The sequence below is a fragment of the Paenibacillus sp. cl141a genome (assembly GCF_900109305.1).
Taxonomy (GTDB): Bacteria; Bacillota; Bacilli; order Paenibacillales; family Paenibacillaceae; genus Paenibacillus_AQ; species Paenibacillus_AQ lautus_A.
The window spans coordinates 103,495-126,791 of the sequence record NZ_FNZO01000008.1 but is presented as its reverse complement, the minus strand read 5'-3'; the positions used below and the strand labels follow the sequence as shown (position 1 = coordinate 126,791).

Genomic DNA, 23,297 nt, shown 5'->3' with positions numbered 1-23,297 from the left:
TATCTTGGTATTGGGCCCGCTTTTCGCCTCTGTGATCGGCAAGCCAATGAGCTGCGCCCATCTCTTCATCATATGCTCGGCCATCTGCGGGTATTAATCGAATCTGGGATTGACTCGGCAAGAGAAAGGGCGGGGATGGACCAGATAAAAAACAGGGCAGCCTTTGAGAATCAGGCTGCCCTGTTGATCGTTCTTAATCGAATGCGGAGTTGCTAGTCATGGTAACGGGAAATATAGCGATTATGCCCAGTTGCCATCGATGAAGACCGGCTCTTCCTTGCCATCATGCGTGATTCCCGTAATCTGAAGTTCCTTGGAGCCCATCATGAAGTCGACGTGGGTAATGCTGGTGTTCAGGCCGCTTGCCTGGAGCTGTTCGGACGTCATGGTCTTGCCGCCTTCAAGGTTGAAGGCATATGCGCTCCCGATGGCCAGGTGACAGGATGCATTTTCATCAAACAGCGTGTTGTAATACAGGATGCCGCTTTCCGAGATCGGGGAGCGGTGGGGGACAAGAGCCACCTCGCCCAGATAATGCGACCCTTCGTCCATGGAGATCAGTCGGGTTAAAGTATCCTGGCCTTGTTCGGCTGAAAAATCGACGATGCGCCCGTTCTCGAAGGTAATCGAGAAATTGTCGATGATGTTGCCGCCGTAGCTCAAAGGCTTCGTGCTGCGTACGGTGCCGTTGACGCCGGTTTTGAGAGGGGCGGTGAATACTTCCTCCGTCGGGATGTTGGCAACGAAGCGCTCGCCTTTTTCGTTGTGGCTGCCCGCCTGGGCCCATATATGACCCTCCGGCAGCTCGATCGTCAGATCGGTTCCAGGTGAAGTGAACCGGAGCTTGTGATATTTCTTGGCATTGAGCTCATCCGATTTGCGTTGAAGGGTATGGATATGCTCCTCCCACGCCCCAATAGGATCTTCCAGGTCCGCGCGAACCGCGTGGAAAATCGCGTCCCACATTTTGTCCACCTGCTGGCCGGCAGGAACGTCAGGAAACACCTTGGCAGCCCAATCGGGGGAAGCGTACGCGATGCCGGTCCAGCTCATTTTGTCGGCCTGCTGGTATTGCCGGTATTTCGACATGGCTGCGCCATATGTACGTTGATAATTGGATATACGCTCGGGATCTACACCTTTTAACAGGTCGGGGTTCGAGGAGAGAATCGTCAAGAAAGCGGCTCCTTGTTCGGCTAGTTCGGTTACTTCATCTGCGTAATAAGTCGGCGGTTCCAAAAAAACTTCGTCGGGCGCCAGATCGTACCGAATCCGATTCACGATCTCGTCACTGTAATTCACTTTCACTTGCTTGGCACCCGTTTCGTAGGCTTTCTTCACGATCAGACGCACCAGTGGCGCCGCCTCGATCATAGCGTTAACCACCAGCGTTTGTCCCGGCTGCACGTTGGCGCCGACCTTGACTGCTAGTTCCGCATAGCGTTCCAATTTTTGTTCAAAGCTGGACATGACAGACCCTCCATTTCTTATATGCTGCCTCATAGCAACTTCAAGCGTTGTTTAGATTATCGCACAATTTTTAAGTTTGTAAATCAACCTCGGGTCAATTAAAGTCCGAAAAAGTTTAAAAGAAAGCAGCTACTTCGCGAGAAATAGCTGCTCTATGCTGCATCTATTCTTAAAATGCCCAGTTTCCTTTCAGGAATACGGGTTCTTCCTTGCCATCTGCCGTAACGCCGAAAATATCCATGTCGCCGGAGCCGATCATGAAGTCGACGTGGGTTACGCTCGTATTGAGACCGCTCTGAATCAGCTGCTCCTGATTCATGTCCTTGCCGCCCTCGAGACAGAAAGCATAAGCGCTGCCGAGCGCCAGGTGATTGGAGGCATTCTCGTCAAACAACGTGTTGTAATACAGGATGTTCGACTCCGAGATCGGGGATTGATGCGGCACAAGCGCCACTTCACCAAGGTAACGGGCACCTTCATCCATGTTCAGGAGACGCTCCAAAGTCTCATACCCTTGCTCCGCCGTGAAGCTGACCACCTTGCCTTCTGCAAAAGTAAGGGAGAAGTTGTTTATGATGTTACCGGCATAACTCAATGGCTTCGTACTATGTACGGTGCCGTTGACGCCTGTTTTGAGAGGAGCGGTAAAGACTTCCTCTGTCGGCATGTTAGCCACGAAGGAGTGTCCACGTTCGTTGATGCTGTCGCCTTGTGCCCAAATGTGTCCTTCCGGCAGCTCGATGGTAAGATCGGTTCCCGGCGCAACATAGTGGAGCTTCTTGTATTTCTTGGCGTTCAGCACGGAGGATTTGGCTTCAAGCACTTCGAGATGTTGGTTCCAAGCCTCTACCGGGTTCTCCTGGTCCACACGTACGGTGTGGAAAATCGCATCCCACAATTTGCCGACCTGCTCGGATTCCGGAGCATCCGGGAATACCTTCGCGGCCCACGCCGCCGAAGGAACTGCGACCAGGCACCAGCTGAACTTGTCGGACTGCTGATAGGCACGGTACTGCTTCAATGCTTCGCCGCGCGCCTTGTAGAAGTTTCCGATGCGCTCGGAATCGATGCCGCTGAGCAGGTCGGGGTTCTCGGCCAGCACGTGCAGAACGGCTGCCCCGTTCTCGACCAGCTCGGTCATTTCTCCGGCATACCATTTTGGCGCTTCGGTAAACACGTCATCCGCAGCTTTTTCGAATTGAAGCCTTGTTATCGTTTCGTCGGTCCACAGGATCTTAACGAGGCGGGCCCCCGCTTCGTATGCCTTCTTCGCGATCAAGCGGGTAAACTCGGCGGAATCGACAGGAGCATGGACCACCAGCGTTTGCCCTTCCTGTATGTTGACTCCAACCTTTACGGCCAACTCGGCATATTTGTGCAGGTATGTATTGAAATCGGACATTTGGAACCCTCCTATGCAATTAATAATGTAACACCCCATATTATACTAGATCGAACTGTATAAGAAAAACCATAATCAGCGATCAAGAAAAGTGATATACTGAGTCTGGTGAGTGCTTTACAACGTAACGAAGGAGCGTGAAAACGTGTCACAAGTCCGAATCGAGCGTGCGGATATGAAGCGGGATGATGCCGATCAATTCGTGGGATATACCGTATTTTCTATAGATGGACATGCCTCATCCTACGAGATTACCTTCCTGAGCAAGAACGGCCGGGATTGGGATTACAGTCTGAACTTTGCCGGGGAGCCGGGAATCGAGGAGCAGTTTCTCCAAATAGACGAGCGGATCGAAAACGATGACGAGCTGTTTGACGATTTGCTGGATGCAGCCATTGATGCCAGCGAGTTCGGGGAATCAGGGGCGGATTAAAGAAACGTATTTAAGAAACAAACCGTACACCTCTCTTCAATCGAGGCGTACGGTTTGTTTTCATGGGGCGATGAGCGTGCCGGATGCTTACCCGATTGTGATTCGTCCCTCGGGATGCCGGTACAGCTCCTTGTTATTTTTGCGGCTAAGCGCGTACGCAAGCGTTAGCGGTCCCAGCCGGCCGAGGAACATGAGCATGGCAATGGTAACCTTGCCAACCCCGGAGAGCTCAGTGGTAAGACCCATGGATAACCCGGCCGTGCCGAAGGCGGATACGGCTTCGAACAGAATCCTTAAGAACTCGCCTGACTCCGTAACGGACAGGAACATCGAAGCGCCTACCAATAGCAGCAGCGATAGAATCGTCAGCGTAATGGAGCGGTAAACCAGGGCTTGGGAGATGCGGTTGCGATAGAGCACCACATCGCGTTTTCCCTGAATCATCGTGACGACGGCACCGATCAGCACGGCGAAGGTCGTCACCTTGATGCCGCCTCCGGTCGATCCGGGCGCTGCCCCGATGAACATCAGGAGAATCATGAAGAACTGGGACGATTGTTCCAAACTCGCAATGTCCAGGGTACTGACGCCACCCGAACGAGGCGTGATCGATTGGAATATGGAAGCCATGATCTTAACCGGATACGAAAGAGGCCCCAAGGTTTTGGGATTGCTGTGCTCCAGAATAAAGATCATGACCGCCCCGATCACGATTAACAGGGAAGTCACTGTCAAGACAACCTTGGAATGAAGGGAAAGCTTTTTGCATTTCGGATACTCGATGAGATCAAAAATAACGATGAAGCCGATGCCCCCAAGGAAGATCAACAACATCAGGATAATATTCACGAAAGGATCCGCTACATAGGTGGCAAACCCTGAGAAGGGTCCGTGAATTTGGCCAAAGAGATCAAAGCCTGCATTGTTGAAGATGGAGATGCTCTGGAAAATGCCGAAGTACGCCGCATCGGAAAGCGGCATGATGGCAGAGAACCTGAGCGCCAGCAGCAAGGCGCCCGCGCCTTCTATGATCAGCGTGTAGACCAGCACTCTTCGGATGAGATCCACGATGCCTTGTATTTGGTATTGTCCCATCGCTTCCTGAAGGATCATACGCTCCCGAAGCGAGATTCTGCGGTTGAACATCAATGCAATCCAGGTGGCCGAGGTCATAAACCCCAAGCCGCCAAGCTGAACCAGCATAAGCATGACAATTTGTCCAAATATCGACCAGTGGGTGCCCGTATCCACGACGGTTAACCCCGTCACGCTAATGGCAGACACGGCCGTAAAGAGAGCATCTACCAGCGGAGTCGAAGTCCCGTCGGCGGTAGCGATAGGGAGCTTAAGCAGAAAAGTTCCGATCAGTGTGATCGATGCGAAACCGATCGCCAGAAATTTAGGAGGCGTCATTTGATTGCGTAGGTCTTTCTTTTTCATGCCGATTATCCTTTACCGAAAGTTTAATTTTGAAATCAATCTCTAATATAACACGAAAGGTGAATCATTTAACCATCATGAATTCGAACCGAGCACCGATTCCCGTTTTTATCCCGTTATTTATAGGGATTATAGCCATATCCTTTTCATCGATTTTCGTAAAATGGTCCGGCAGTCCCGTTTCCATTCAGGCCATGTACCGATTAGTGATTACGTTTCTGATCATGCTGCCGTTCGCAGGAAGATACATGCCCGTTATCCGATCGCTGAAGCGCTCCGAAGCGCTTCTGCTGATTCTGTCCGGCGCGATGCTGGCTCTGCACTTTTTGTTATGGATGGGTTCCCTGAAGTGGACGAGCGTAGCCAGTTCTACGATCATCCTGGCCCTTCAGCCGGTATTCGTGATGATCGGCGCCTACATCTGGTTTAAGGAGAAAACGTCGCTGGCGGCTATAGGAGGCATGGCCATCGCCTTTCTCGGCGTGTTCCTTCTCATTGGCAGCAGCGGCTTCAGCGGGAGCAAGGGGCATCTGACCGGCGATATCATGTCTTTGCTGGGGACGGCCGCGGTGGCCGTCCATATGCTGCTCGGACAACTGCTGCTCAGACGGCTGCCGTCATTCCTGTACAGCTGGCTGGTTTTTGCGGTAGCTGCTGCCGTATTGGCGGTATATAACGTGGGCATGCAGATTCCGCTGACCGGGTATTCCGCTCGCGAGTGGGGGATATTCGCCTTGTTGGCCGTCGTGCCCACGGTATTCGGTCATCTGTTATTCAATTGGCTGATGAAGTATGCGACGGCCTCCACCGTGTCGATGAGCGTTCTCGGAGAGCCGGTTGGAGCGAGTCTGCTGGCTTTTCTCCTGCTGAATGAGTCGATGAATTCACTGCAAGCCGCAGGCGGAGCGCTGGTGCTGTTAGGGCTGGTATTGTTCTTGAAAGTCGGCAGGACCAAAAAGCAGCCGGTCGACATCCAGCCTGAAGTGCTGGGCTGATTCCGCATTTTTTTGCCTTGATGGACTAGTTCCCGCAAAAATAGCGCACACTGAACATAAAAAAGCCAAATTATTACATTTATGGGATGAAGGCTTGGAATGGGGGCGCGTGTGAAAGCAGTCACTTATCAAGGCAGACATCGGATCAAAGTGAAGGAAATGAAGGACGCCGTTCTTCAGCACAGCGACGATATCTTGATTCGGGTTACCACCACGGCCATCTGCGGATCTGACTTGCATTTATATAACGGCGAGCTGAAGCAGCTTAACGATGATTACGTTATCGGCCATGAGCCGATGGGGGTCGTCGTGGATGCAGGGCCAGAAGTAAGCAGGGTCAAAGTGGGAGATCGTGTGATCATTCCTTTTATCGTGTCCTGCGGCAAATGCATCTTCTGCCAGAATCAAATGGAGAGCCAATGCGATTATGCGAACGAAGCAAAGAATACCGGCGGTTTTTTGGGATACAGCGACGCGTACGGCGGCTTTCAAGGCGCGCAGGCGGAACTGCTGCGGGTACCTTACGGAAATTTCATGCCCTTTGTCATTCCGAAGGTTGCCGAGATGGAGGATGAAAAGCTCCTCTTGCTGTCCGATGCACTGCCAACCGCCATGTGGAGCGTGGAGAACGGAGGAGTTAAGCCCGGCGATGTCGTCATTATCCTCGGATGCGGCCCGATAGGACTGTTAACGCAGAAGTTTGCATGGCTGAAAGGAGCGAAGCGGGTCATCGCCATCGACCATGTGGACTACAGGCTGGCGCATGCCAGCCGCACCAATCATGTGGAAACCTACAACTTTGAGAAGATACCCGAGATCGAGAACTATATCCTTGAGATAACCAAGGGCGGCGCTGATGTTGTTATCGATTGCGTAGGACTGGATGCCAAACGGACCGGCGTTGAGATGCTGGGTAGCATACTGAAGCTTCAGGGGGGCTCCTTGGGAGCTTTTCGCATGGCTGCGAGAATGGTGCGCAAATATGGGACCATCCAGCTTACGGGCGTATATGGGCTTATCTACAATGCATTTCCGTTAGGAGAGCTGTTTGAACGCAATATTACGTTGAAAATGGGTCTTGCCCCGGTCATTCATTACATGCCCCGCCTGTATCAAATGTTGAAAGAGGGGACAGTGGATCCTTCGGATATCATTACCCACCGGTTTCCGATGGAGAAGGCTGCCCTTGGCTATGATATTTTCAATGAGAGGAAGGATGGCTGTATCAAAGTCATCCTGAAGCCTTAGACCACGCATCCAATTAAAACGAGGAGCGTTTCGGAAGATGAGCAGCACGTCCGGAACGCTTTTTTATTTGTATGGAAAAAAACGATCCCTGGCGTTGACAAGCCAGCAAGAAATATTCATAGTAATGAAAAATAGAATTGTAGAGGGAGAGAGGAATCGAACACAGATGAGCACCAAGTCAGAACGGCTTCCCGCCGATATCGAGGGAAACCAGGCCAATTCCTATCTACAAGGATTCAAGGATTGCATACCAACACTGCTGGGATACCTGAGCATTGGTTTTGCGGCAGGCGTCGTCGAGCGTACCGCAGGTTTCAGCCTGCTCGAGATCGCGCTCCTTTCGCTGCTGCTCTATGCGGGCTCCGGACAATTCATCGCCGCGGGGATGGTGGCCGCCGCAAGCCCGGTCTTATCCATTATTGTCACGATATTTTTCGTCAATGCCAGGCATCTGCTGTTAAGCGCAGCGATTGCACCGTATTTTAAAGGGTTGTCCTCGGGAAAAAGCTTCTTCATCGGTTCCCTGCTAACCGACGAAACGTTCGGTGTGGCGGCATCCAAGGCGGCCGAGCAGAAGAGGCTGGGTTATCGGTGGATGGTGGGACTGAATATCACAGCGTATCTGTTCTGGTGTGCAGCGAACGTTGCGGGAGGTCTTGTCGGAGCGTGGATACCGGAGCCGGAGAAGTTTGGCCTTGATTTTGCATTGCCTGGGATGTTTATCGGATTGCTGGCCCTGCAATGGATCAGCCGAAAGAAGTATAAACTGGACTTCATGGTGATTATGGTTGCCGCCGTTTCGGTAATTGCGATGAGTACGTTCATGCCGGGAAGCGCAGCGGTCATCGCTGCGATCATGGTTGCGGCTACAGCAGGGATGGTGATCGAACGATGGAAATAAGATGGCATATCGCCATACTGATTATCGGATGCGCTGTCGTCACCCTGATTCCAAGGGTTCTGCCGCTCATGATTCTGAGCAAGCTCCGCATTCCGGAATTGATGATCCGTTGGCTGGATCATGTGCCGATCGCGGTCATGGCGGCGCTTTTAGCGCAGGAGCTGCTCGTTAGTGATGGACGCGTGGATCCGGGGGGCCATACACTGGAACTGGTAGCGGCTGTCCCTGCTTTTCTGACCGCATTTCTTACGAAAAGCCTGTTTGCTACCGTCATTGTCGGGATCCTGACGTTGGTGGTGCTCCGATTGCTGATTTGACCAAAGGAAGCGTTATGTAAACCGGAACGCTTACAAACAGCCGTATTCCTTCGAATGACGAGGAATACGGCTGTTTTATGTTCATTTGCTAAAGTCACTTTGGGAAACTGGTGTGCCAAGCCAGTGACGGTAGGTTTCTTCCATGCCTTCTTCCAGGCTGAACAACGGACTCCACCGCAGCCGCTCCCGGGTCTTTTCATTATTCAGGCAGCTGTGCCGAATATCGCCGATCTTGGCGGGCAGATAATCGACATCGATGCGGTCTGGGTGCAGCCTTCTGATGAGATCGACGAGCGTATTGACAGAATGGTCGGTGCCGGTGCTAACATGAAGCACACTTTGATCACCATGAAGGATGGAGGCAAGGGTCGCGTCAACCACATCTTTGACGTAAATGAAATCCCGGGTCTGCAGACCATCGCCGTATATTGGGAGCGGCGCGCCTTGATACAGACGTTCGCCGAAAACCGCCACGACACCGCCTTCTCCCTTTGCGGTCTGACCCGGCCCGTAGACGTTCCCATAACGAAGAATGGTGTATTGCAGGCCGAAGAAGTGGTAATAAAGACGGATATATTGTTCGCCTGCTGCTTTCGATAGCGCATAGAAGGTGACGGGGTTAACCGGATCGTCTTCCGTTAGCTGAGATCTCTCGAGGTCTCCATACACACCGGCTGTCGAAGCAAACACGATCTTACGAACGCCGGCCTTACGGCAAGCATCCAGTATGTTTATCGTACCCATGACATTGGCATCCGCATCAAGCCGAGGTTCCTGGATCGATCGCTGCACCTCGGCCTGTGCGGCCAAATGAAAGACGACTTCCGGCTTCAGCACCGAGATGTATGCCGTTGTCTGCTGACTGTTAACATCAGCTACATGTAAAATCGCCTCACTGTGAAGGCGACCTGGATCTCCGGTTGTCAGGTTATCAATTACATGGACTTCATAGCCTTGATTAACGAGTCCGTTTACCAGGTGGGAGCCGATGAAGCCCGCTCCGCCGGTTACAACCATCTTCATGCATAAACCCTCCAGCCTTTGATTGGGATGCATTATCCTACGTGGTACGGATGGATCATGCATTGGACACTTGACGGGGGAGCGAAGGAATGGGCGGAATAGATCGGTGTTTACATTCCTGTTATAATGGAAGCTGCAAATTAACATTACTTTTACAAAAGAGGGAATGGGAAATGGAACGCTACCTTGAACAAAGGTTGAAATTATGTGTGCTCGTTTTTTTGACGCTCTTAGTCAAGCTGATCCTTCTAAGAGTGTTTCTGTTTAATGGGATTGCATGGGGGAAGGTGCTTACCGACGCACTGTCGCTCCTCGCCCTGATTAGTTTTCTGGAACTGCTGCTGCCGGTCAGAGGGAAAAAGACGGTCTATGTGATCCTAAATATCGTCTTATCTTTCATCATGTTTGCATCGGCTGTTTATAACGTTCATTTTGGGTCCATACCGACGTATACCGCGCTTGCGGGTATCGGTCAAGTAAATCAGGTACGGGCCAGCATTACAGCTTTGCTAGAGCCGGAGCATTTTCTCTTCTTCCTGGACCTGCTGCTTCTGCTGGTCATATGGGCGGTCCGAAAAATTCGTTCGCGCTCCCAAAGGGGCTTGCATTTCGGTGGAGCTCGTTCCGGCTATTCCGTAACCTACTCACGCAGGCCTGGTCTGATGTGGCGTACTTCCATGACCGTTGTTCTTATCGTAGCGGTTGTTCTGTCCGGACTGATCATTCGCAAAGAATGGGGAATCGAGAATGAAATCGTGCGGGCGGAGCAAATGGGGTTCATGAACTACCAGGTGTCTGCTGTCGTGCGTAACTCGCAGGAGAAACGTGCGCTGGCCGAGGGAAGTCTGCAGGACACCATCCTGCGGTCCCAGCAGCTGCTGGCGACGTATCCTTACGTCAAGGAAGCAAAGAAAAAGCCGGACTATTTCGGCGCTGCAAAAGGCAAAAATCTGATCATCGTCCAGATGGAGTCCTTGCAGAACTTTCCGGTGGGTCAATCCCTGAATGGCCAGGAATTGACCCCGGTGATGAACGAACTTGCGGAAGGCGGCCTGTATTTCCCACACGTCTTCCAACAGATCGGCCAAGGCAATACATCGGATGCCGAATTTGCGGTGAATACCTCGATCTATCCGACAGGAACGGTTGCCATGTCCACCGGTTTCGGAAATAAGGAGCTGCCGGGCCTTCCGCGGCTCTTGAACAAGCATGGCTATGCAACCGGCACATTCCACGTGAATGACGTGAAGTTCTGGGATCGCAGCAAGATGTACCCGGCGCTTGATTTTCAGCATTATTACGACAAGCCGTGTTTTACGAATGATAACTTCAATGAATTCGGTCCTTCCGATGAAGAGCTGTTCCGAGTCGGCGTAGACAAGCTGCTGGAGAACCAACAGCAGAATAAACCTACCTATGCCCATTACATCACGGTCTCCAATCATTCTCCATACCATGTGAAGGATGAATTCGCGAAAATCACCTTGCCTGCCGAGCTGGAAGGGACCCATTTGGGAAACTATCTGAAGTCGGTGAACTATTCCGATTATGCGCTGGGAACGCTGGTAGACCGCCTGAAGCAGAACGGGCTGTGGGATGAAACCGTCCTGGTCGTATATGGAGATCACTTTGGCATCAATCCGGCAGAAGCGGATGCGGATATGATCTCGTCAACGCTGGGTATTCCTTACCATGAGCGCGTCAGTCGATTTAACATACCGCTCATCATTCATGTTCCCGGCATGAAGGAAGGGAAGGTCGTTGAGCAGGTGGGGGGACAGGTGGATATTCTGCCTACCGTCGCAAACCTTCTGGGCGTCTCGCTCGATGAGGAGGGGTTCAACGCGTTTGGGCATGACCTGCTGAACGTGGACCGCAACGTAATCGGGATGAGGTATTATTTGCCGACGGGATCTTTCTTTAATAACGACATTCTGTTCGTGCCGGGTGACGGGTTTGAGGACGGTACCGCAGTATCCCTGCAGACGCTTGAGCCCGTAACGGATTTCGAAAAATACCGCAGCGATTACGACTATATATTGCAGCTGATGAAAATGTCCGATGAGTACGTGAAAATGCTGCCCAAGCGGGCACCGTAAAGCCAACAATTCGTTAAATAGGAAAGGGATTGTTTCATTAAGCCGGATGCCGGCTTTGATGAAGCAGTCCCTATTTTTTTGCGGAGGCTTCAATGGAGGATTGCCTCACTTTCGTGGCCTGTGCTATTATTATCCATATTGTTAACCTAATTATTATTGAAAATGGTTAACAATCAGAATGGAGAGGGAGATTTTGAATATGACAACACAAACCCATTACGATTGGTTGAAGCTGGCGGATCGGGTCGTGAAAGGACATGAAGTGTCCCCGGCCGAAGCCTTGGCGATTCTGAACAGCGAGGACGGGGAGCTTCTGAACATTATGCAGGCGGCCTATCACATCCGTCGCGAGTATTATGGAAACAAGGTCAAGCTGAACATGATCGTGAACGCGAAATCCGGTCTGTGTCCTGAGGATTGCGGATATTGCTCCCAGTCCATCGTGTCGGAAGCGCCTATCGAAAAATACGCATGGCTGACCAAGGACAAAATTCTGGAAGGCGCGCGAGTCGATTCGCCGTAAAGCGGGGACCTACTGCATCGTGGCTTCCGGACGCCGCCCGTCCAATCGGGAGATTGATCATGTAGCCGAAGCGGTGAAGGAGATTACCCGGACGACCGATCTGAAGGTGTGCTGTTGTCTGGGCTTCCTGAATGAGGAACATGCGCGCAAGCTCGCCGATGCCGGGGTCCATCGATACAACCATAATCTGAATACTTCCAAAGATAATTACGGGCGTATTGCGACTACGCATACATACGATGACCGGCTGGACACGGTGAAGCAGGCAAGCTCTTCCGGAATGTCCCCTTGCTCCGGAGCCATTTTCGGAATGGGGGAGAGCTTGGAAGAACGGGTGGAGATTGCGTTTGCTCTGAAATCACTTGGAGCGGATTCGATTCCATGCAATTTTCTGAATGCGATCGAGGGAACCCCTCTGGAAGGACGCAAGGAATTGACACCGATTATGTGTTTGAAGATTCTTGCCATGATGCGGTTTGTTAACCCGACGAAGGAGATACGGATTGCCGGGGGGCGGGAAGTGAACCTGCGATCCCTTCAAGCCCTTGGACTGTACGCGGCGAACTCCATTTTCATCGGCGATTATTTAACGACACAAGGCCAGGCTCATACGGCCGACTGGGGATTGATTGAAGACCTTGGGTTTGAAATTGAAGAAAACGCGCTGTTATGATGTATTGACAATTAGGTGCGGAGCACATACTATATACCCGTAGGGGTAGGATTGGCGATTTTTTAAGCCCGTGATCTTACCGCCATGCATCATGCTGAAACACACGATATTGATGGGGGAATGCTTCGTGCTGATTGCATCTGCCGCACTGATAATCTTTATATCCGGTCTCTACTACCGGAGGTTTATACCTATAACAGGTTTGCGCTTCATGAAGTGCAGTGATCTTCGTCTGGCACAGAAGGAATGCCCGAATCTGAAAGTGCTCGATGTACGTGATGTGTCCGAATTTATGGAATGTCCAAGGAAAGAGAGCATAAACATCTCGCTTGGAAGGTTGCCGTATGTGTGGGAGAAGGAACTCAAGCCCGATGATTCCGTAGTCATCGTAACGCCGAAGCGCTCGGATGGAATTCTGGCTGCGCGCAAGCTGAAGAAGGCCGGCTTTACTTCGCTTTTTTATTTGCAGGAAGATTGCGCTGCCTGCAATTCCGTGCAGCACGCATCGATGAATTGATCCTATCTGATCAGCAGGTAATCGTGATGATCCGCTGGGAGTCGAAAGAAGCGTGGAAACGCTGGGAAACCAGTCCCGCGCACATCCAAGGACACCGCGACAACCAGCGGAAAGACGCAGCCTGAGCATGTCATCAGCTCCAGCCACGGCATGTACGAGGTCATGGCATCCAAAGGTCCGAGACCGGTTCAACAGGCATAATCATTCTTTATAATCCAGAAGAAGCGGCTGCTGCAGCCCTTCTTCTTTTTTAGTTTCCTTGTGGATTCTGAGAGGCTGACAGGGGTTAAAACAACGGAATTTAGGGAACCGTAAAGGGATGAAAGGCAAGAACAACTAATCATTCCACCTTCTGCTGGGAGGAAGTCAACCATGTATCATCTGTACAGCCATAACGATTTGGATGGCGTCGGCTGCGGCATCATCGCCAAATGCGCCTTCGGTGAAGGAATCGATGTCCGTTACAACTCCGTTCACGGATTGAATCAACAAGTCGCAAGGTATTTGAACCGGACCTCCGTACAGGAGAATCCGTTCGATATGTTGTTCATTACGGATTTGTCGGTTTCTCCTGACATCGAGAAGGAATTGAGCGTGTTTGTCGAAGAGGGGGGACAGGTGCAGCTTATCGATCACCATAAAACCGCCCTCCACCTCAATGAACACAGCTGGGGACAAGTGGATGTAACGCATCGGGACGGCCGCTTGGCATCGGCAACCTCGCTGTTCTATGAATATCTTATCGAACATGGACATCTCGGCAGAACTGAAGCGCTGGACGAATTCGTTGAGCTGGTGCGTCTCTATGATACATGGGAATGGGAAGAGAGCGGCAAGATCGAGGCTAAGCGCCTGAATGACTTGTTCTACATGTTGTCCCTGGACGAATTCGAGAGCAAGATGTCTGAGCGCCTCCGGGAATCGCACGAGGGCTTCTTCTTTGATGAATTTGAACAGAAAATCCTGGACATGGAAGAGAATAAAATCGAGCGTTACATTCGTCGCAAGCAGCGGGAACTCATTCAAACCTTCGTCGAGGAGCATTGCGTCGGTATCGTGTACGCCGAATCCTATCATTCCGAGCTTGCCAGCGAGCTGGGAACGAGCTATCCCCATCTTGACTACATCGCGATCCTGAACATGGGCGGAAGAAAAATGAGCCTTCGAACCATTCATGATCATGTGGACGTGTCCGAAGTGGCGATGCGGTATGGCGGTGGCGGCCATGCCAAGGCTGCGGGGTGCACCATAACAGAGGATGTGTATCAATTGTTTGCGGCGGATTCGTTCGAGCTGGAACCGATCCGGTTTGATGCTTCGCGCAATCAGTTCAATATCAAAGGAAGCGAGTCCGGCGTGCTGTACGAAAGCTGGGGCGAGGATTTGCTGTTTGTTTACGCCTATGCCGGGGAATGGGTGATCGAGTGGAACGGGGAACCTCTCCCATTCCGGTTCAGGTCGTTCGAGGAAGCAGAGCGGCATATGAAGCGCCAGTACGGGGTCTGGTTGTCCCGGGATGACGTATTTGTGAAGATGCTGAAGGAACAATGGATCCGAAACCGTACCCATGAGCGTCCAGGCCTGCCGCCGGATATGGATGAGGAGAAATTAATGGAAGATCTTTAGACGGATCAGCAGGAAGAATGATCTCGCACGATGCACTGTATTGTGAAGACAGGAGGAATATTCGGTGAAAAAAATGATCGCCGGCTGGGCCCTAGCCCTGCTGACGGCAGGTATCCTCGCTTGGAGTCAAACACAGAGCCATTCCGAGCCCTCCATTCCCTCAGCGGTTCACAGCAAAGAACTGCTGAAGGATGTTCCCGTACCTTGGTCCGCCACAAAAAACACGATTCGGTTAAATACATCCGATCCAGTTAGTGCAGCCGTACTGACTTCCAAGACGCTGTGGCAGTCCACGAACGTGCACAGCCGTCCGCAGACCGTGATCCTCGTGGATTCGGCTCACTGGTCGATCGCGGCTGTCAGCGTCGATCTGACCCAGCTTAGCGAGGGGCCTTTACTCTTCGTTGAAGAAGGGGGGATCCCGAAAGAAACCTTGGAAGAGCTGAGACGGCTGAAGCCGAGGGGGGCGGAGCACAACAAGGGGATTGAGATCATTACCGTCGGACCGATCTCGGATCAGGTGATGAAAGAGCTGAACGGACTTGAATACAAGGCCGATCACATTCCTGCCGGGGAAGCCGCCGAAGCGGCAGCAGCAATTGATGCCTACGCTTCCAGGGTAAACGGTTCAGTACCGACCTCGGTTATTGTCGGATCGATGGAACGGCCAGACTATACGCTGCCCGCGGTAAGCTGGATTGCCCATATGCCGGAAACGATGCTGTACGTCAGCGAGAAGGACGTGCCCGAAGAGACGGCACAGGCCCTAAGGCAGCGTAACGGGAAAGCGAATATCTACGTCATCGGACCTGAAAAGGTGGTGTCCCAAGCCGTTGAAGACGAGCTGCAGCAATACGGGAAGGTAACGCGCATAGCCGGGGACGATCCGTATGAGAATGCCATTCATTTTGCCCAGTATCATGATCCCGGGACGGGTTTTGGCTGGGGAGTACAATCGCCGGGCTACAGTTTCTCCTTCTCGAGGCCGGACTCGCCGGCATTGTCCATTGCGGCCGCTCCATTATCCCATATGGGTAAACACGCCCCTTTATTGTTTACGGAGCGCGACGGAGTGCCGCGCTCGATTACGAAGTATGTTGACTCGATCAGGCAACAGAGTGACGCCTCCAAGGTGGAAACTCCCTATAATCATGCCTGGATCATCGGAGATGAACAGACCCTGACCACCAAGCTCCAGAGTGAGATTGATGAAATTCTGGATACGCGTGCAGGACATGATTAATGGAGCCGCGAATGGCAGTGGCTGATGGAGCTGCATATGGAATGCAAAAAGAAACCGTTCCTCGTGATTGACGGACCGCACGTCCGTAGATCCGAGAAACGGTTCTTTTTACATGTTTGGAGTATGATGGGGGAATGACTCGCATGCAGCACCTTCAATAGAAAAAAGAGGGCATCCTTCGAGATCCAGGATCTTTTAGGACGCCCTCTTCAATATTGGTGATATGTTCGTGACAGCGAACGATGATCGACGGTACACGTTCACCCCGGATTCTTCTCGAGACTTAAGCGTACCAGCCCCATATGAAGATGAACAGCGTTCCGAAGATGGTAACCAGCCCTACGAACAGGGCGAACGCAATGTTGATATAGACGGACTTTTTGTCTTCGCTTTCCCCGACGTGCATGAACAGCATGAGCTGAACGGCTGCCTGCAGGATCGCGGTGACCAGCAGAACGGCCACTTTCGAAGCTGCCGGCATATCCAGCAGAACGACGAGCGCGACAGCTGAAAGGACGAGGGACGATATATAACCCGCTACATGCTTAATTGGAAACAGCTGTTTTAACATGTCACATCAGTCCTTTCAGATACACGAAGCTGAAAATGAAGATCCACACAACGTCCAGGAAGTGCCAGTAGAGCGAGAAGATAAAGGACTTGTTGGCTGTGGAATGATCCAGTCCATGCTTTTTAAGTTGAATCAGAATGGCGGTTCCCCACAGGAGACCGAAGGTCACGTGAGCTCCGTGCGTGCCAAGCAATGTGAACAAGCTGGAGGAGAAGGCGCTCGTTGAGAGCGTTACTCCTTCATGAACATAGGTGAAGAATTCAAAGATCTCGATCCCGAGGAATCCCGCACCCAGCAGCAGGGTGATGACCATGAAGATCATCATCTGCTTTTTCAGGCCCAGACGCATCGCATGAACAGCCAAACCGATGGTGAAGCTGCTCGTTAAGAGCAGGAACGTCTCAAGCAGGACCGGCGTAATTTCAAAGATTTCCGCTCCGCTCGGACCGCTGGCAAAGCGGTTCACGAGAACGAAGTAGACGGTAAACAAGGTAGCAAAGAGCGCAATTTCAGCTCCGAGGAACAGCCAGAAGCCGAATATACGATTGCGGTTTTCCTCTGTTCCATATTCCAGCGGCTGAGTGGCATCTATTTTCATACCGTATCACCCCGCAGTTTCTGTTCGGTTTGAACAATCTCTTCAACCGGAATGTAATACCCGTGATCACGGTCGAAGGACATGGTAGCCATAATAATCAATACCGCGATACCGGCCACGATGGATGGAATCCACCAGCTGAATACCAGGAAGAAGCCCAGGAAGAAGAAGGCGATGCCCAGTATAAACGGTTTTCCGGTGTTGCTTGGCATGTGAATCTTCGTGATTTTCTCGTCCGAAAGCGGCTCGTTGTTTTTCTTGGAGAACCAGAAGGCATCACGGCCTTTGACTTTCGGTGTTACCGCAAAGTTGTAAACTGGAACCGGACTTGGCGTCGACCATTCCAGTGAGCGTGCATCCCATGGATCTCCTGTTTTGTCGCGCGGCTCGTAACGTGTACTCCAGTAAATGTTGTACACCAGAAGGATGAAGCCGATCGCCAGGCCGACCGCGCCGACCATCGACAGCATATTCAGCGGACCAAAGCCGGTCTCGGCCGAATACGTGTACGTACGGCGGGTCATCCCCATAAGTCCCAGGAAGAACATTGGGAAGAACGTAACGTTAAATGAGATGGCAATGAACCAGAATGCGATTTTGCCAAGCTTTTCGTTCAGACGGAAGCCGAACACTTTAGGGAACCAGTAGTGGAAACCGGCAATGACGGCGAATACGGCGCCTGGAATGAGCACATAGTGGAAGTGGGCCACCAGGAACATCGTATTGTGATACTGATAGTCGGCACTGGCCATCGCCAGCATGACGCCGGTTACGCCGCCGATCGTAAAGATCGGAATAAAGGCAAGCGAGTAGAGCATCGGCGTCGTAAAGCTGATTCGGCCCTTGCGAAGCGTAAAGAGCCAGTTGAATATTTTGATCCCGGTCGGTACGGCAATCGCCATCGTCGTGATGGAGAAGAAACCGTTGACCATGGCCCCTTGACCCATTGTATAGAAATGGTGGGCCCATACCAGGAAGGACAATCCGGATATAATCGCCATACTCAATACCATGGAGCTGTAACCGTACAGGTTCTTTTTGGAAAAGGCTGAGATGATCTCGCTGAAAATACCGAATGCCGGCAGAATAACGATATATACCTCAGGGTGACCCCATACCCAGAACAGGTTGGCCCAGAGCATATCCATGCCCCCGTTGGCCATCGTGAAGAATTGCGAGCCGAAGATGCGGTCGAACATCATAAGCAGAAGCGCAATCGTAAGCACAGGGAAAGCAAAGATAATGATGACGCAAGTGATCAATACCGACCACGTAAACATTGGCATGCGCATCAGGGTCATACCCGGCGCGCGCATTTTCAGGATGGTTACGATAAAGTTAAGACCTGTCAGCAAAGTACCAATCCCTGAAATCTGAAGCGACAGAGAGTAGTAGTTGTTGCCGACCGTCGGACTGAATTCGATACTGGCCAGCGGGAAGTAAGCGGACCAGCCGGCATCAGGTGATCCTCCGATAACGAAGGAAATGTTGAACAGCATCGCTCCGGCGAAGAACAGCCAGAAGCTGATAGCGTTCAGTTTAGGGAATGCAACGTCACGGGCACCGATCTGGAGCGGAACGATGACGTTCATCAGACCGAAAATAAACGGCATGGCCATAAAGAGGATCATGATGACCCCGTGAGTCGTGAATACTTCATTATAATGCTGACCGGTCAGAAACTTCATCTCCGGTGCGGCGGTCTGCGCACGCATCATGATCGCGTCGACGCCCCCGCGGAACAGCATGATCAATGCACAGATGATGTACATGACACCAATTCTTTTGTGATCCACGGTCGTCAGCCATTCCCGCCACATATATCCCCACTTCTTGTAATAGGTCAAGCCGAAGAGGATTGCGAGCGAGACGAGCACGATACTCACCATGGCGCCGTAAATTAACGGATCACCGGTAACGAAAAATTCGTCCCATTTCATAAAGGCCTAGCTCCTTTCTGGATGTATGAAGTAGATCGGGTGAACAACGTTTCACTCACCGATTTAATGTCCATCATGCTGATGATTTGGGCTTTCTTCAGCCGGGAAGTTTGGCAGCGGTTCGTTTGGATCCACGTTCGTTTCGCTGTCAAATTCCGTTTCTTCCGTTGTTGCAGGATCCGGGTGGACGTCTTTATGGTCCTGATGCTCCTCATTGCCGTTGACGTCACCGCCATGGTGATGGTCTTCAGATGGCGGCGGGCTGAATTCCAGATGCGTGTTAGAGAAGGTCATTCGTCCGACATGCGCGGTCTCCAGAAGCTTCTTGAACTCATCTTCCTTCAGTTCAGGCGCGGTATCCTTTACATCCTGAACCCACTCATCATACTCGGCAGAGGTCATGGCAAGAGCTTCGAAATCCATATGGGCAAAGCCTTCGCCGTTGAAGTTCGCATTACGGCCCATCATCGAACCCGGTACGTCGGCAACCATGTTCAGCTTGGTAATCATGTCGCTCATTGCGTACTTCTGTCCATGAAGCTGAGGAATCCAGAAGCTTGTGATCGGACCGAACGAATACAGTCGGAACTCGATCGGACGATTGGTCGGAATGTTAACGTAATTGACGGTTTCGATTCCTTCTTCCGGATAGCTGAAGTGCCATTTCCAGTTCGAAGAGGAAGCATAAATGACCAGAGGCTCTTGGTTCTCGTAGCCTTCAGGCACATTCTCGACGGCCACCGTCGTTTTGACGGTTACGACCGAGAGCACGGCAACGATCAGGATCGGAATGGCAGTCCACAGAATTTCCAGCCATTTGTTGCCTTCTTCATGAGGCGGTTCGTAACCTTCGTTGGATTTCTTGGCTCGATATTTCGTGAGCATGTAGATATAAAGCGCGTAAACTACCGCTAGGATTCCGACCATCATGAGAATAGAGAATATGATTGTATCGGATAGGGTTCTGGCAGCCGGTCCTTTCGGATCTAATACCGTGAGCGAGCTGCAGCCCGATAAGAGCAAGGTAAAGCATAAAAACAATGCAAATAACGGCCCTCTTTTGTTCATGGTGTACCCCTTTCCTTGAAACGTTCGTTCGATTCAATGTTACTGACACATCTATAGTAGAAAGTTCCGATCGGCTTTGCAAAACACATAAACTTGTATAAATAACAGATAAATCCATATTCGTGTCAATGTATGTAATTTTATGTGTTCAATTTGTTACAAAAGGGGAGGGTTGTGAGCGAAATCATTGTAGTGGCGCGGTTTTGAGGCAGTTCATACTTTGTTCAAATATTCACGAGAGTTACCAGTTTCGTCACAATTCCGGGCCTGTTTTTCACCGCTTTCGGCTCCTTAACCTGCCGAATAAATCCCAGTACTGATAAGGGTTTAGACGAGAAAGTATAATTTTTCACAATAAAATCGAAGTCGATTTTTATTTCCAGTTTACTTATTTAACCAAAAGGATCGAAGAGGCTTGTGATAGGATATAACTAAAAATTGGAACGAGATATTTTGCTGGGGATTGTGCAACGCTTGACAGGAAAGAGAGGAGGGCCAGTGCGGTCGTTCTGGATATGGTTTTTATTTCTTGTTTTGAGCTGGCTATGCGCCTTCATCCCTGTGCTCCAGCATGTTGATCCGGATCAATAGCCTTGGCGATTAGGGAGAGTCGCCATTTTTGTCACGGACTTCTTTATGGCGCCGTTATTCCGCGCCAGGCCTGCAATGCTATTTGTCACACTGCTCGCAACGTCGGTATTTTCCGTAATCTCCTTGTGGCCCGCGAGCACGGATGCAACGAACCCGTGCGTTCTGCTAGTTTATTCCATCCTGGCGGGAAGCCGCTTACCGGCTCTCCGCCGTTTATGCCTTTTCGCCTCCAATCCGAGTCAGAGGGTGGGGGAGAATGGGTTCGTCATAATATGGGGCTTCAACTGCTGTTTACAACACATGGAGGCGAATTAGCTCCGCAAGCCGGATAAGTCCCTTCTCCAGTTGATCGTAGGAGACGTAGGCAAAAGATAATCGCAGATGCTGCTGGTCGTTACGGTCATAAATATTTCCGGGATTGAGCAGCAGGCCTTCCTTCAATGCCTGCTCGAATAACGTACGAATGGAGATCGGCTTTGCGATGCGGAGCCAAACATAAAATCCGCCTTGGGGTTTATTCCAGTGGGCAATATCTTGAAAATATCGTTCCAGCAACGACAGCGTAAAGTCTCTGCGCTTCATCAGCTCTGTCCGGATCTGAACGAGATGCTTCTCATAGGATCCGCTCGAGAGCCACTCCGCGACAGCATGCTGGGACAGCGAGCTGGACCCGTAATCGGTCTGCATTTTAATGTCGGACAGCCGATCGATGACAGGCTCCGGCCCGACGACCCATCCGATGCGCAGACCGGGCCCGAGGGTTTTGGACATGCTGCCCATATAGAGCACGAGTCCTTGTTTATCCGAAGCTTTCAAAGGGGGCGGAGAGGGAGTATCCAACCATAAATCGCCATACACATCATCCTCGATGACGGGCAATCTTTCTTGGGCACAGATTTGCAGCAGCTCCGTCCTTCTGTCGGAAGACATCATGGTGCCTGTAGGGTTATGAAAGGAAGGGATCGTGTAGAGCAGGGCGGCTCTGTGCTGACGCTTGAGCCTTCCGATAGATTCCGTTCTGATCCCTTTGGCATCCATCGGGATGCCGTGCAAATGCATGCCAGCCGACTGAAATACATGAATCGAGTTCAGGTAAGTGGGATTCTCCACCAGGATGGCGGAACCGTGATGCAGCAGCCCCAGGGAAATAAGCTGCAAGCCCTGCAGCCCGCCGGAGACGATAAGAATGGAAGAAGGAGAGGCGGATATCCCCTTCTTATACAAATAATCGCTGATGATTTCCCTTAAGTATATGCTGCCTTTCGGTTCCGAATATCCCAAAGTGAAACGGCTGGACATGCTGCCGTTAAACATCTCCCGCATTTGGACGGTCGGAAGGAGCTCAGGCGAAAGCTCGCCAGTTCCGAGTCGGATCACATCCGGATCGGTTTCCGCGCGGTTGATCTGCTGGATCATATGGATGTTCGGCTGATAGGAGCCGGATTTCACGTATTGATTCCAATCAGGCGGGGGCGTGGCTGCCAGTACGCTCCAAGTATTGTTAACAATAACCGTGCCTTGTCCCACCCGGGATTCTATGAAACCGTCAGCCGCAAGTTCACCCAAGGCATAAACGATGGTGCTGCGGTTGACTTGAAATTTGGCGGCAAGCTCCCTCTGCGGGAGAAGTCGGGATCCGACCGGCCCTTCCCCGTTCATGATTCGGCTCTTCATGTAATCATAAATTTGCCGATGCAGAGGCACTTGGGAAGCTTTATTCAATTTCCATTCTTCTGTCATGGACAACCTGCTTTCTGACAAACGTTCTATAGAATCATGCCCAGTATACATCATTGGTTGGGTCGAATGCCAACCAATTGGTTGGAGACGCAGTCAAGCACTTCCTTTACAATGGTGAAAATATGTACTGGAGGTTTGTTTTCAAATGATTGGCGTTATACTTCATGGATTCATTCTGGCTCTTGGCCTCATTCTTCCCTTGGGCGTGCAGAATGTGTTCGTATTTAATCAAGGTGTCGTCCAACCCCGGTTTATTAGGGCGCTGCCCGTCATTATTACCGCATCGTTATGCGATACGCTGCTGATTTCATTGGCGGTATTGGGCGTATCCGTGATCGTTTTGGAATATGAATGGATCAAAATGACGTTATTTACATTGGGAATCTGCTTTCTGGTCTATATGGGAGCGGCGACGTGGAGGAGTAGCCCTTTAGGTCAGGATCCGGAAAGCGCCCGTTCGTTCACTCCCAAGAAGCAAATCGTATTTGCCATGTCCGTATCGCTGCTAAATCCGCATGCGGTTCTGGACACGATGGGCGTTATCGGCACGAGCTCGCTTCAATATGAAGGGGCGGACAAAATGATTTTTACCGTTGTATGCATCGCTGTCTCCTGGCTGTGGTTTCTGGGACTCGGAATTGTCGGCAGGGCGGCCGGAAGAATGGATACGTCAGGCAGGATGCTGTTCGCGTTGAACCGAATATCGGCGGTGATTATGTGGGGGACGGCCGCTTATCTCGTGCTTCATTTGATTCAAACCTAGTTAGGAGGAATATAGAAGGGATTGAGATTTCATGCCTATTAATGGATAGAAAATATGGTGAGTTTGTATGTAACCCGGGAATAGGACGAGGTACTGCGATGAACAATTCGATTGGC

20 protein-coding genes and 1 pseudogene are annotated in these 23,297 nt (G+C 51.3%); 12 read left to right on the top strand and 9 right to left on the bottom strand.

What is annotated here, in order from left to right; genetic code table 11:
- Nucleotides 1-240: 240 nt before the first annotated feature.
- Complete coding sequence (locus tag BMX45_RS21010; RefSeq protein WP_090911516.1) at nucleotides 241-1,470, bottom strand: aminopeptidase; 1,230 nt, start codon at nucleotides 1,468-1,470, stop codon at nucleotides 241-243.
- 169 nt (nucleotides 1,471-1,639) lie between these two features.
- Nucleotides 1,640-2,872, bottom strand: a complete 1,233-nt coding sequence (locus BMX45_RS21005) for an aminopeptidase (RefSeq protein ID WP_090911514.1) — start codon at nucleotides 2,870-2,872, stop codon at nucleotides 1,640-1,642.
- Between the two features lie 145 nt (nucleotides 2,873-3,017).
- Between BMX45_RS21005 and BMX45_RS21000 the strand changes: the two genes are divergently transcribed.
- The gene (locus BMX45_RS21000; RefSeq protein ID WP_090911512.1) at nucleotides 3,018-3,305 is read left to right on the top strand and encodes a hypothetical protein; all 288 of its coding nucleotides are present in this window, start codon (nucleotides 3,018-3,020) and stop codon (nucleotides 3,303-3,305) included.
- 87 nt (nucleotides 3,306-3,392) lie between these two features.
- Here the strand turns inward: BMX45_RS21000 and BMX45_RS20995 are convergent, their stop codons facing one another.
- The gene (locus BMX45_RS20995) at nucleotides 3,393-4,745 is read right to left on the bottom strand and encodes a TrkH family potassium uptake protein (protein ID WP_090911510.1); all 1,353 of its coding nucleotides are present in this window, start codon (nucleotides 4,743-4,745) and stop codon (nucleotides 3,393-3,395) included.
- A gap of 77 nt (nucleotides 4,746-4,822) precedes the next feature.
- Between BMX45_RS20995 and BMX45_RS20990 the strand changes: the two genes are divergently transcribed.
- The 4 genes from BMX45_RS20990 (at nucleotide 4,823) to BMX45_RS20975 (ending at nucleotide 8,206) form a co-directional block, all read left to right on the top strand.
- A complete protein-coding gene (locus BMX45_RS20990) occupies nucleotides 4,823-5,740 on the top strand; it encodes a DMT family transporter (protein ID WP_090911508.1) in 918 nt (305 codons plus the stop codon).
- 111 nt (nucleotides 5,741-5,851) lie between these two features.
- Entirely contained in the window at nucleotides 5,852-6,988 is a 1,137-nt protein-coding gene (locus tag BMX45_RS20985; protein ID WP_090911767.1) for an alcohol dehydrogenase catalytic domain-containing protein, read from the top strand.
- A 166-nt stretch (nucleotides 6,989-7,154) separates the two neighbouring features.
- On the top strand, nucleotides 7,155-7,889 hold the full coding sequence (locus BMX45_RS20980; protein WP_090911765.1) for an AzlC family ABC transporter permease: 735 nt from the start codon (nucleotides 7,155-7,157) through the stop codon (nucleotides 7,887-7,889).
- A complete protein-coding gene (locus BMX45_RS20975) occupies nucleotides 7,880-8,206 on the top strand; it encodes an AzlD domain-containing protein (protein WP_090911506.1) in 327 nt (108 codons plus the stop codon). Before BMX45_RS20980 ends, BMX45_RS20975 begins: the two co-directional genes overlap by 10 nt.
- 81 nt (nucleotides 8,207-8,287) lie before the next feature.
- Here the strand turns inward: BMX45_RS20975 and BMX45_RS20970 are convergent, their stop codons facing one another.
- Entirely contained in the window at nucleotides 8,288-9,229 is a 942-nt protein-coding gene (locus BMX45_RS20970; protein ID WP_090911504.1) for an NAD-dependent epimerase/dehydratase family protein, read from the bottom strand.
- Nucleotides 9,230-9,402: 173 nt separating this feature from the next.
- Between BMX45_RS20970 and BMX45_RS20965 the strand changes: the two genes are divergently transcribed.
- The 6 genes and pseudogenes from BMX45_RS20965 (at nucleotide 9,403) to BMX45_RS20940 (ending at nucleotide 15,910) form a co-directional block, all read left to right on the top strand.
- A complete protein-coding gene (locus BMX45_RS20965) occupies nucleotides 9,403-11,328 on the top strand; it encodes an LTA synthase family protein (protein WP_090911502.1) in 1,926 nt (641 codons plus the stop codon).
- A 199-nt stretch (nucleotides 11,329-11,527) separates the two neighbouring features.
- Nucleotides 11,528-12,524 (top strand): annotated as a pseudogene (gene bioB, locus BMX45_RS20960) (biotin synthase BioB).
- A gap of 91 nt (nucleotides 12,525-12,615) precedes the next feature.
- Nucleotides 12,616-13,041 carry a rhodanese-like domain-containing protein gene (locus BMX45_RS20955; RefSeq protein ID WP_090911763.1) on the top strand — a complete coding sequence of 142 codons (426 nt, stop codon included), beginning with the start codon at nucleotides 12,616-12,618 and terminating at the stop codon, nucleotides 13,039-13,041.
- Nucleotides 13,038-13,166, top strand: coding sequence for an antibiotic biosynthesis monooxygenase family protein (locus BMX45_RS31955; protein ID WP_254778175.1), 129 nt, complete (start codon nucleotides 13,038-13,040; stop codon nucleotides 13,164-13,166). Before BMX45_RS20955 ends, BMX45_RS31955 begins: the two co-directional genes overlap by 4 nt.
- Before the next feature lie 247 nt (nucleotides 13,167-13,413).
- Nucleotides 13,414-14,667, top strand: coding sequence for a DHH family phosphoesterase (locus BMX45_RS20945; RefSeq protein WP_090911500.1), 1,254 nt, complete (start codon nucleotides 13,414-13,416; stop codon nucleotides 14,665-14,667).
- 73 nt (nucleotides 14,668-14,740) lie between these two features.
- Nucleotides 14,741-15,910, top strand: coding sequence for a cell wall-binding repeat-containing protein (locus tag BMX45_RS20940; RefSeq protein WP_254778181.1), 1,170 nt, complete (start codon nucleotides 14,741-14,743; stop codon nucleotides 15,908-15,910).
- 283 nt (nucleotides 15,911-16,193) lie between these two features.
- Here the strand turns inward: BMX45_RS20940 and qoxD are convergent, their stop codons facing one another.
- The 5 genes from qoxD to BMX45_RS20915 all read right to left on the bottom strand — a co-directional run bounded on the left by qoxD (nucleotide 16,194) and on the right by BMX45_RS20915 (nucleotide 22,418).
- Entirely contained in the window at nucleotides 16,194-16,481 is a 288-nt protein-coding gene (gene qoxD / locus BMX45_RS20935) for a cytochrome aa3 quinol oxidase subunit IV (protein ID WP_009589381.1), read from the bottom strand.
- A gap of 1 nt (nucleotide 16,482) precedes the next feature.
- Nucleotides 16,483-17,079 carry a cytochrome aa3 quinol oxidase subunit III gene (qoxC, locus tag BMX45_RS20930; RefSeq protein ID WP_009589471.1) on the bottom strand — a complete coding sequence of 199 codons (597 nt, stop codon included), beginning with the start codon at nucleotides 17,077-17,079 and terminating at the stop codon, nucleotides 16,483-16,485.
- A complete protein-coding gene (qoxB, locus tag BMX45_RS20925; RefSeq protein ID WP_009589459.1) occupies nucleotides 17,076-19,019 on the bottom strand; it encodes a cytochrome aa3 quinol oxidase subunit I in 1,944 nt (647 codons plus the stop codon). Before qoxB ends, qoxC begins: the two co-directional genes overlap by 4 nt.
- Nucleotides 19,020-19,082: 63 nt before the next feature.
- Nucleotides 19,083-20,087 (bottom strand): cytochrome aa3 quinol oxidase subunit II, encoded by a 1,005-nt coding sequence (gene qoxA / locus BMX45_RS20920; protein WP_090911496.1) that lies wholly within the window; start codon nucleotides 20,085-20,087, stop codon nucleotides 19,083-19,085.
- 882 nt (nucleotides 20,088-20,969) lie between these two features.
- Complete coding sequence (locus BMX45_RS20915) at nucleotides 20,970-22,418, bottom strand: MocR-like pyridoxine biosynthesis transcription factor PdxR (protein WP_090911494.1); 1,449 nt, start codon at nucleotides 22,416-22,418, stop codon at nucleotides 20,970-20,972.
- A 145-nt stretch (nucleotides 22,419-22,563) separates the two neighbouring features.
- Between BMX45_RS20915 and BMX45_RS20910 the strand changes: the two genes are divergently transcribed.
- On the top strand, nucleotides 22,564-23,181 hold the full coding sequence (locus BMX45_RS20910; protein ID WP_090911492.1) for a LysE/ArgO family amino acid transporter: 618 nt from the start codon (nucleotides 22,564-22,566) through the stop codon (nucleotides 23,179-23,181).
- Nucleotides 23,182-23,297: the final 116 nt, after the last annotated feature.

Coding starts and splice junctions, on each gene's coding strand:
- qoxC (WP_009589471.1), bottom strand. CDS start 17,079: ATGAAAATAGATGCCACTCAGCCGCTGGAATATGGAACAGAGGAAAAC.
- BMX45_RS20915 (WP_090911494.1), bottom strand. CDS start 22,418: ATGACAGAAGAATGGAAATTGAATAAAGCTTCCCAAGTGCCTCTGCAT.
- qoxB (WP_009589459.1), bottom strand. CDS start 19,019: ATGAAATGGGACGAATTTTTCGTTACCGGTGATCCGTTAATTTACGGC.
- BMX45_RS20910 (WP_090911492.1), top strand. CDS start 22,564: ATGATTGGCGTTATACTTCATGGATTCATTCTGGCTCTTGGCCTCATT.
- BMX45_RS20970 (WP_090911504.1), bottom strand. CDS start 9,229: ATGAAGATGGTTGTAACCGGCGGAGCGGGCTTCATCGGCTCCCACCTG.
- BMX45_RS20975 (WP_090911506.1), top strand. CDS start 7,880: ATGGAAATAAGATGGCATATCGCCATACTGATTATCGGATGCGCTGTC.
- BMX45_RS20965 (WP_090911502.1), top strand. CDS start 9,403: ATGGAACGCTACCTTGAACAAAGGTTGAAATTATGTGTGCTCGTTTTT.
- BMX45_RS20955 (WP_090911763.1), top strand. CDS start 12,616: ATGCTGAAACACACGATATTGATGGGGGAATGCTTCGTGCTGATTGCA.
- BMX45_RS21010 (WP_090911516.1), bottom strand. CDS start 1,470: ATGTCCAGCTTTGAACAAAAATTGGAACGCTATGCGGAACTAGCAGTC.
- BMX45_RS20940 (WP_254778181.1), top strand. CDS start 14,741: ATGATCGCCGGCTGGGCCCTAGCCCTGCTGACGGCAGGTATCCTCGCT.
- BMX45_RS20980 (WP_090911765.1), top strand. CDS start 7,155: ATGAGCACCAAGTCAGAACGGCTTCCCGCCGATATCGAGGGAAACCAG.
- qoxD (WP_009589381.1), bottom strand. CDS start 16,481: ATGTTAAAACAGCTGTTTCCAATTAAGCATGTAGCGGGTTATATATCG.
- BMX45_RS20995 (WP_090911510.1), bottom strand. CDS start 4,745: ATGAAAAAGAAAGACCTACGCAATCAAATGACGCCTCCTAAATTTCTG.
- BMX45_RS20990 (WP_090911508.1), top strand. CDS start 4,823: ATGAATTCGAACCGAGCACCGATTCCCGTTTTTATCCCGTTATTTATA.
- qoxA (WP_090911496.1), bottom strand. CDS start 20,087: ATGAACAAAAGAGGGCCGTTATTTGCATTGTTTTTATGCTTTACCTTG.
- BMX45_RS20945 (WP_090911500.1), top strand. CDS start 13,414: ATGTATCATCTGTACAGCCATAACGATTTGGATGGCGTCGGCTGCGGC.
- BMX45_RS21005 (WP_090911514.1), bottom strand. CDS start 2,872: ATGTCCGATTTCAATACATACCTGCACAAATATGCCGAGTTGGCCGTA.